We start from the raw sequence: 7,208 nt of genomic DNA on the forward strand, positions 1-7,208 counted from the left end.
AACTTCAAACCAGGTGTTAAACAAGAAATCACATATGTTTACGAAAAAACAGAAACACCATGGACACCATTAGAACCATCTGAACCTGTAACTCCAGTTGAACCAGAACAACCGGGAACACCAGAACAACCAAATAAACCAGTAAGACAAAGCAAGAAATTGCCAAAAGCTGGTGCTGATTACGAATTATTGAAACTTGCAGCTGGTGCATTATCAATAGTTAGTGGTTTCGGATTATCTCTTGGGAGAAAAAAAGAAGACTAATCAATAAAATTTAGTTAAATTTTAGAAGCAATTCATACGTGAGTTGCTTCTTTTTTTATTAAATTTTCAAATTTTATAATATTATTGACAAAAATTAAAATTAGTTCTAAAATGATAATGCAAATAGTTTGCATTAGAAATTTATAGGAGGATTTATGAAAAAACTTTATAAAATATTATTATTGGCTCTTGTAATTGGTGTTGCATCTGGTTGTGCAAGACAAAACAATGAGGTTAATAATCAAAAAGCACAAGAACAAATTTCAAAAAAAGACGACAAATCAACTAGCAAAACAGATTCAAATAAACTTTATGTTAGTTTCTATCCGATTGAATACATGGCGAAGGAAATTGCCAAGGATAAAATTGATGTGGTAAATGTTATGCCAAAAGGCGCTACAGTTCATGATTGGGAACCAACAGCACAAGATATTAAAAATTTATCTGATTCAAAGATGCTTATTGTTAACGGTCTTGGATTGGAAGGTTGGTTAGAAGATGTTAAATCTAGTTTAAAAAACACGGAAATAGTTGATTCATCTACAAATATTGACAAGATTAAAGCTGAAGAAGAACATGACCACGACCATGACCATGAAGAACATGAACACGATCATGACCACGAAGAAAAAGAGCACGACCATGATCATGAACATCATCACCACGGTGAATTTGATCCACATGTTTGGATGAGTCCAAAACAAGCTAGAATTCAAATGAAAAATGTGTATGAAGCTATTATTAAATTTGACTCTGAAAACAAAGATTTCTATGAAAAAAATTACAAAGAATTAGATAAAAAGTTTGAAGAATTAGATAAAAAATACGCTGAAGTTTTGGCACCACAAAAGGACAAATATTTCATCGTGCCACATGAAGCTTTTGGATATTTAGCTAGAGATTATGAAATAAGACAAGTTCCTATTGAAGGTATTAATTCAGATTCAGAACCTGATTTAAATAAGATGAAAGAATTGACTAATTTTGCAAAATCACATAAGATAAATACAGCATTTTATGAAATGGGAGAAAGCGATAAGATTGCAAATTCCTTAGCTAAGGAAATCAACGCAAAGACTGCTGGGTTATCTACTATAGAAGCTAAGACTCAAGATATCGAAGATGGAAAGGACAATTATTTTTCATTGTTAGAGAAAAACTTGGATGCAATCTCACAAGCAAGATAATATGAATAGTATAATTAGTGTAGAAAATTTGAATTTTTCGTATAGAAACGAAAAGCTATTAAGGGATATAAATTTTAATATCGAAAAAGGAGATTTCGTAGGGATAACCGGAGCTAATGGCTCCGGTAAATCTACGTTATTGAAACTTATTTTAGGATTTCTGAAAGCAGATAATGGTGATATAAAATTTGCTGGAGGAAGGGACAATTTTAGTTTTGGATATGTTCCTCAAAATAATCACGAAAAGAGCATTTCTTTTCCTATTACTGCATGGGAAATCGTGGCTATGAATGTAAGCGATGATGAGAATATGAAAGCTAATGAAAAAATCGAAAATGCGTTGTCTATTGTAGAAATGAAAGATAAGAAAAATTACGACTACAATAAGATGAGCGGTGGAGAACAGGAAAGAGTCATGATTGCAAAGGCGTTGGCTAACGATCCACAAATTTTGATTTTTGACGAACCTACTGCAGGACTAGATCAACGAAGCAAGGAAAATTTGTTTGATTTGTTGAAGCATTTGAATATTCATCATAATATAACGATTCTGGTGGTTACTCATGAGCTGGATTTTACTAAAGATTATTTTAACAGGATTTTTAGATTGGATAATGAATTTGTTGAGGTGAAACATGTTTGAGATGTTTTCTTATGATTTTATGAGAAGAGCTTTTATCGTGGGGATACTAGTGTCAATTATTGTTCCTTTGATAGGAACCTTTGTCGTTAATAAGAAAAACTCCATGGTAGGAGATGCTTTGAGTCACAGTTCCTTAGCTGGTGTTGCCTTGGGACTAATTTTTGGAATAAATCCTGTTATAGCAGCGATTTTCGTATGCGTGATTGCAGCTTTTGGAATAGAAATCATCAGAAAAAACTTTACAAAAAGTTCTGATTTGTCAACTGCGATTGTGATGAGTAGCGGTATTGGACTTGCTGCAATCTTGTCAGATTTTGTTCCTGGCGCTGCGAATTTTCAATCATTTATGTTCGGATCTATTGTAGCTATTCCAGATATTGAATTGTACACAGTAATTATTGTGAGTTTTATTGTTATTGTGACTTATGTGCTGTTGTACAAAAAATTAGTGTATATTATTTTTGATGAAGATGGAGCTAGATTGTCTAATATCAACGTGGGACTTATCAATAAAATATTTACTTTTTTGATAGCTATCACTGTTGCTATTGCATCTAGGACTGTCGGTGCACTTATGGTTTCAAGCTTGATGGTTATTCCTGTGTCTTGTGCAATAATGTTATCTCATTCTTTTAAAAGAACTGTGATTAATTCGTCTTTATTTGGAGTATTGTTTACGATTATCGGTATCAATATGTCTTATTATTTTCAATTAAAACCAGGTGGCTCAATTGTGTTGACAGGACTTTTAGTTCTGATAATTTTGATGATAGTAAATAAATTTAGAAAAAATAATTAACTGTAAACACTGCATTATGAATTTTGAATTAATTTATTTTGTGGTGTTTTTTGGTGCATAAAACGTTGTAATTTGCAATTTTTACAAGTATAATAAAAGGATAGGAGGCGATAGCATGAACAAAATGATAAAAAAAATAATAATATTAACATTGGGAACATTAATACTTACTTTTGGCTTTTTCTTTTTTATAATGCCTTTTAATTTAACTATTGGTGGAATTTCTGGTATTGCGATTAGCTTGAATGCTTTTGTTCCACAAATTCCAACGGGTATTTTCGTTATGATTATGGATACTATTTTGTATATTATAGCGTTTATTATTTTGGGAAAAAGCTTTGGGGTTTTGTCGATATATTGTTCATTTATTTTTGCAAGTTCAACGACGTTACTTGAAATTTTGCTACCAAATTTCAAACCTTTAACTGATGATATTTTGATTAATTTGATTTTTGGAATTATTATTTCAGCTGCTGGTATGGCATTGGTTATCAATCAAGGTGCATCGACTGGCGGTACGGATATTATCGCAATGATAATCAGAAAATATTTTTCGATTGATGTGGGTAAATGTATGCTTGTAGCAGACTTTTTTGTTGTGTTACTTGGTATGTATACTTTCGGAACAAAAAGTGGAATGTATGCTATGCTTGGTATTTGTATCAACTCAATTGTCATTGACAAGGCTATCGCTGGTCTAAATACAAGGGTAAATATGATGATAACGAGCGATAAATACAAGGAAATTAACGCTTATATTATAGATCAAATTTCAAGAGGATCCACTATTTATAAAGCAGTTGGTGGTTTTTCTGATAATGAAAAATTTGTTATTAATACGATTGTTTCAAGAGGAGAGTATATTAAGATTAAAAATTACGTGAAATCTATTGATCCTAAATCATTCGTATGTATTTCGTATGTCAGTGAAGTGCTTGGTGAAGGATTTACTTACGATCCAGTGGATAATCCAGAGCTTGAAATACTTCCTGGTGGAATGAGTTAGAATGGAGAAGAAATGTATAAATTAGGACAAAGAGAGAATTTAAAAATTGATAAGATAAATACGGAAGTTTTGTTGAAAAAAGACAACGAAAATAATTTTGTTAGAATGAATGTAGACGAACTTTCCGGAGAAAAAGTTGGCGATGTTGTCGATGTATTCATTTACAATGACAATAAAAAACTAATGGCAACGAAGAAGCAACCTAAGATTGAATTGGGTAAGATTGCAAGACTAGAAGTAAAAGACATTACTAGAATTGGTGCTTTCTTAGATTGTGGCTTAGATAAGGATATTTTGTTGCCATTTAAGGAACAAACTTCAAAATTGGTAAAAGGTCAAAAATATTTAGTGTATTTGTATATTGATAAGTCGAACAGATTGGCACTTACTATGCGAATTAAAAATTTATTGAAAAACGATAGCGGCTATGTTAAGAACGATTGGGTAGAAGGCGTTATATACAACATAGTAGATGGTTTAGGAGCTTTTGTAGCTGTAGATAATAAGTATGAAGGTCTTATTCCTGCAAGTGAATTAAATGGTGTTGTAGATTTAGGAGAAGAAGTTAAATGCAGAGTTGCGGATGTGAAATCTGATGGCAAATTGGATTTGTCATTTTTTGAACCTGCATATAAGCATATATCTTCAGATGCAGATGCAATTATAGAAGAACTTAAAAATTCAGATGGTTTTATCAATTTTAACGATAAGACTGACGCCAATAGAATTAAATCAGCGTTTAATATGTCTAAGTCCAGTTTCAAAAGGGCTGTAGGAAGACTATTAAAAGAAAATATGATACAATTTTATAAAGACGGAATAAAATTAACTAGTAAAGGGAGAGGTAATAATGGAAGATAACAAAGATAAAGTATTAGCAGTAGTAAACGGTGAAGAAATTAAACAATCAGAAGTTGATAATTTTATTCAGGCTTTAGGTTATAGAGGAGCACAATTTAATAACCCTGAAGGTAAAAAGAGATTAACTGATGAATTAATCAATAGAAAACTTTTATTTTTAGATGCTAAAAAAACAGGCTTAGATAAAGATGAAATATATGTAAAGGAAGTTAAAAAGCAAGCTGAAGAATTGTTGAAGGATTTTGCTATGGCTAACATAATCAATTCTGTTAGAGTATCAGATGAAGATTTGAAGGAATATTATGAAAACCACAAAGATAATTTCAAAGTTCAACCAACATTCACAGCTTCTCACATTTTAGTTGAATCTGAAGATTTGGCTAATGAAATTAAAGAAAAAATCGATAACGATGGTGATTTTGCACAATTAGCAAAAGAGTATTCTACATGTCCATCAAAAGAACAAGGTGGAGATTTGGGAACATTCCAACAAGGTCAAATGGTTAAGGAATTTGAAAATGCTTTGATTGAAAATGAAATCGGAGATATCGTAGGACCTGTTAAAACACAATTCGGTTATCACATTATAAATATTAAGGATAAGATAGAAGGTAAAGTAAAATCTTTTGAAGAAGCGAAAAACGAAGTTAAACAAACATTATTACAATTAAGACAACAACAAGCATATATTGATGCAACAGATAAATTACAAAAAGAATATAAAATAGAAAAATTTTATTAAGATAAATTGGAGAATTTAAATGAATAATCTTAAAAAGAAGATAGCAGCTTTATGTTTAGCATTTAGTATGATATTAAGTACAGGTACTGGTGCACTTGCAAAAGAACAAGATGACAAGACAAGTTCTACAAAAGCACAATCAACTTTGAATAGAATTGAAGGACGCGATAGATTTGCTGTTGCTAATAAGGTAATGGAAGATTATTATCCAAATTCAAAGAAAGTTTTGCTTGTATCTGCAATTAAATTCCCTGACAATATAAGTTCTACTGTTATGAGTCAAGGTCAAATTCCTATACTTTACACATATTCAGATAAATTAGATGTATCAACTGAAAAACTTTTAAAATCAAAAGATTTAGATGAAGTAATAATTATCGGTGGAGAAAAGTCTGTAAGCAGAGATGTTGAAAAACATATCGAAAATGATTTAAAAATCAAGGTAGTTAGATATGATGGATACGATAGATACGCAGTTAATACTAAAATTGTTTCGGAAAAATTTGATAGCAAAAAATCTGATAAACAAAACTTGGTTATTGCCAGTGGAGAAGTATTCGCAGATGCTATTAACGCTACGTCTTTAGCACAAAAACACAATGCACCAATATTATTAGTATCGAAAAATAAGATTTCTAGCGACACAAAAGATTATTTACAATCTTTCTATAAAGGAAATATAGGTAAAATTTTTGTAGTCGGTGGACAAAATACAGTTTCTGATAAAGTTGTTCAAGAAATCAAAGCTATTACTAATGTAAAACCACAAAGAATCTTTGGATCTAACAGATATATGACATCTGTCAGAGTTGCAAACGCAAGCTTTACTGCGCCAACAAAAGCAATATTTGCAAGCGGGGAAGTTTTTGTTGATGCATTGGTAGCAGCACCACTTTCACAAAAATTAAAAGCACCAATACTTCTTGTTTCAAAATCATCTATAACAAGTGATGTGAAATCATATATCGGAAGCAATTCTTTTGAAGAAATGTTCATTGTAGGTGGTAAGAACACTGTATCAGAAAAAGTTAAAGACTTAATACTTGATAACAAGTCAGAAGATACGGTAACGACTGATTCTAGATATCCTGAAAAAAAAGTTATCCGTAGGAAGCCATTACCAGGACTAGAAAATGAAGAAGAGTTCCCAGTTCAAATCAGTGATGATACGATTGTAATGGTTCGTGGCCACTATGATGATGAGATGGCAGACGAAATACTCACACTTTTGAATCAATACCGAAAAGAAAATGGATTGAAAGCATTAAAGCAAGATAATTCTTTAACTCCAGTTGCAAAGACAAGAGCGACAGAAATTGTTCATTTATTTGAACACGTTAGACCAAGAGGTGGTGTAGTGACAGATATTTCTAACATCAATGGAGAAAATATCTATAATGGACCATACACTGCTAGTGGCGCAATGGAAGCTTGGAAAAATTCAGAAGGACATAATGAAAACATGTTGAGAGAAGCATTCACAAGAATAAACGTCAAAGTGTTTGTTACTAAAGCATATTATGAAGATTCCGATCAAACTTATGATAGATATTATGCAGTTCAAATTTTTGGGATTTAATATTAAATATAATCCAGAAAAGTCGATGGTTTATACCATCGATTTTTTTGTAAGAAGAAAACCCCCAGTTAGTGAACTGACCCCAAAAAGTTGGACCTAAAACCAACTTAGAGGAGGTCAGTTTTTT

General features: G+C 31.5%; 7 protein-coding genes and 1 pseudogene. All 8 read left to right on the forward strand.

Annotated features, from left to right (window positions below; all coding sequences use genetic code 11):
• Nucleotides 1-264 (forward strand): annotated as a pseudogene (locus ACLUJM_RS12000) (hypothetical protein); the annotation flags it as partial.
• Between the two features lie 155 nt (nucleotides 265-419).
• A complete protein-coding gene (locus ACLUJM_RS12005; protein WP_412412902.1) occupies nucleotides 420-1,451 on the forward strand; it encodes a metal ABC transporter solute-binding protein, Zn/Mn family in 1,032 nt (343 codons plus the stop codon).
• Between the two features lies 1 nt (nucleotide 1,452).
• Nucleotides 1,453-2,094, forward strand: a complete 642-nt coding sequence (locus tag ACLUJM_RS12010) for a metal ABC transporter ATP-binding protein (protein WP_412412903.1) — start codon at nucleotides 1,453-1,455, stop codon at nucleotides 2,092-2,094.
• Entirely contained in the window at nucleotides 2,087-2,893 is an 807-nt protein-coding gene (locus ACLUJM_RS12015) for a metal ABC transporter permease (protein WP_412412904.1), read from the forward strand. The genes ACLUJM_RS12010 and ACLUJM_RS12015 overlap by 8 nt, the downstream gene beginning before the upstream one ends.
• A 115-nt stretch (nucleotides 2,894-3,008) precedes the next feature.
• Nucleotides 3,009-3,899, forward strand: a complete 891-nt coding sequence (locus tag ACLUJM_RS12020; RefSeq protein WP_412412905.1) for a YitT family protein — start codon at nucleotides 3,009-3,011, stop codon at nucleotides 3,897-3,899.
• Between the two features lie 12 nt (nucleotides 3,900-3,911).
• Nucleotides 3,912-4,760 (forward strand): S1 RNA-binding domain-containing protein, encoded by an 849-nt coding sequence (locus tag ACLUJM_RS12025; RefSeq protein WP_412412906.1) that lies wholly within the window; start codon nucleotides 3,912-3,914, stop codon nucleotides 4,758-4,760.
• Nucleotides 4,750-5,502 carry a peptidylprolyl isomerase gene (locus ACLUJM_RS12030; RefSeq protein WP_412412907.1) on the forward strand — a complete coding sequence of 251 codons (753 nt, stop codon included), beginning with the start codon at nucleotides 4,750-4,752 and terminating at the stop codon, nucleotides 5,500-5,502. Before ACLUJM_RS12025 ends, ACLUJM_RS12030 begins: the two co-directional genes overlap by 11 nt.
• Nucleotides 5,503-5,521: 19 nt before the next feature.
• Nucleotides 5,522-7,081 (forward strand): cell wall-binding repeat-containing protein, encoded by a 1,560-nt coding sequence (locus ACLUJM_RS12035; RefSeq protein WP_412412908.1) that lies wholly within the window; start codon nucleotides 5,522-5,524, stop codon nucleotides 7,079-7,081.
• The last annotated feature ends 127 nt before the right edge of the window (nucleotides 7,082-7,208 follow it).

The sequence above is a fragment of the Finegoldia sp. genome, assembly GCF_046991905.1.
In the GTDB taxonomy this organism is placed as follows: domain Bacteria; phylum Bacillota; class Clostridia; order Tissierellales; family Peptoniphilaceae; genus Finegoldia.

Bases quoted from the DNA above. Each gene is read 5' to 3' on its own strand.
- ACLUJM_RS12005 (WP_412412902.1), top strand. From the start codon at position 420: ATGAAAAAACTTTATAAAATATTATTATTGGCTCTTGTAATTGGTGTT.
- ACLUJM_RS12010 (WP_412412903.1), top strand. From the start codon at position 1,453: ATGAATAGTATAATTAGTGTAGAAAATTTGAATTTTTCGTATAGAAAC.
- ACLUJM_RS12015 (WP_412412904.1), top strand. From the start codon at position 2,087: ATGTTTGAGATGTTTTCTTATGATTTTATGAGAAGAGCTTTTATCGTG.
- ACLUJM_RS12020 (WP_412412905.1), top strand. From the start codon at position 3,009: ATGAACAAAATGATAAAAAAAATAATAATATTAACATTGGGAACATTA.
- ACLUJM_RS12025 (WP_412412906.1), top strand. From the start codon at position 3,912: ATGTATAAATTAGGACAAAGAGAGAATTTAAAAATTGATAAGATAAAT.
- ACLUJM_RS12030 (WP_412412907.1), top strand. From the start codon at position 4,750: ATGGAAGATAACAAAGATAAAGTATTAGCAGTAGTAAACGGTGAAGAA.
- ACLUJM_RS12035 (WP_412412908.1), top strand. From the start codon at position 5,522: ATGAATAATCTTAAAAAGAAGATAGCAGCTTTATGTTTAGCATTTAGT.